Source organism: Pseudoalteromonas sp. S558 (genome assembly GCF_005886635.1).
GTDB classification, from domain to species: Bacteria; Pseudomonadota; Gammaproteobacteria; order Enterobacterales; family Alteromonadaceae; genus Pseudoalteromonas; species Pseudoalteromonas aliena.
The window spans coordinates 1-1,369 of the sequence record NZ_PNDU01000509.1; the positions used below are offsets into that span (position 1 = coordinate 1).

Consider the following 1,369-nt stretch of genomic DNA (forward strand, 5'->3'; position numbering starts at 1 on the left):
CCCAGTTGAGCAGAATATTAAAACGTTTGAAAGTGAGCTTAAACGTATATACGGAGCCTCAGAATTTGCAAGTTACCCTGATGACGTTAAGTTAGCCTTATTTGATCTAATATTCAATTTAGGGATGACTAAACTTAAAGGTACTTTCCCTAATTTTAATAAGTATATGAAAGCGCAAGATTTTAAAAAGGCGGCTATTGAATCAAATAGAAAAGATGTATCTGCTGAACGAAATGCTTATGTCCGCAATTTACTGGCGAATGCAAAATGATGAAGAAGTTAATTTTACTTGCATGTATTAGTATCTCAAGTACTGCATGTGCAGAAATAGAAAAGAATAAAATAGCACCGATATATAGCTCGGAAAATAAAACAGATAGGTATTTTACAGCGCCTACAACATTAGAGAAACAAGAGCAGGTTAAAGCTCTAATTGATAAAAAGTGGTACTTTGAGGAAAACCTTCTTAAAGATGGCAGCCCAGATAGAGTAGTTACTAGTTGTAATAGTTTATTTAATGCTTTAGACGAAGGGTTTAACGCACTTAGTTACCGACAACAAGATGTTATAAAAGCAATGAATAAAGTGTGTTTAATATGGGCACATATGGGGGAGCTAAATGCTTCTGACTCTAGTTTTTTGACTGATTTTGAGCATAGCTCAGCACTACCGGAACAGATGCCTCCTGAGCTTTCTTTAATTATTTCAAACGACGATGAGCGCCGCTTAGCAAAAGCGAGTAGCTGGGAAGAAATGAGCCATATTAAAAAAATGAAGTCATTAAATAAAGACCAAGCAATTTATTATGACAACAGCGGCGGCATTCAAAAACTGACGGTCATGGCAAAAGGTGATTATAACAACGACGGCATAGAAGATATGGTGTTGTATATGGATAATAGTGTTGAAGAGGGGAGTTACGGATCTACTTATGGTTATGTGGTAACACGGCTAGCCGCTGATGCGCCATATACGCTAATTAAGCAGTTCTAATTACGTCAAGTTTAAAGCAAATAAGCGATCAGCAGCTAAATAAAGTATCCACTTTAAAGCGTATTACACTGACACCCATCCTCGTCTTGGGGAGTTCTAGCTGCTATAAAAGTGTATTGACTACCAAGTTTATTTCTTTTAGCCGGAGTAAACCTTGAGTTAGCTTCATGGCTTGTAGCTAGCAGACATTTAAATATAGTGTATGAGAGTAGTTAACCTGAACTATGGATAATAAATCTATCTCAAGCAGCTATTTTCAGCACTAACTGCGTTGAATTTACTTGCAATAGGCCCGCTATTGACGCGTAAATTCGCCTTGCTTTCACTGAAAATCTCTGGCAAGAGAAAAAAAATTTTACTAACACAATGATTCAAT

At 36.6% G+C, this 1,369-nt stretch carries 2 protein-coding genes; both read left to right on the forward strand.

The window, feature by feature from the left end:
* Positions 1 to 271, forward strand: a 271-nt coding sequence (locus CWB66_RS21135; RefSeq protein ID WP_502705309.1) for a lysozyme family protein, incomplete at its 5' end; no start/stop codon positions are given.
* Positions 268 to 993, forward strand: a complete 726-nt coding sequence (locus tag CWB66_RS21140) for a hypothetical protein (protein WP_138586973.1) — start codon at positions 268 to 270, stop codon at positions 991 to 993. The genes CWB66_RS21135 and CWB66_RS21140, both read left to right, overlap by 4 nt.
* Positions 994 to 1,369 lie beyond the last annotated feature (376 nt).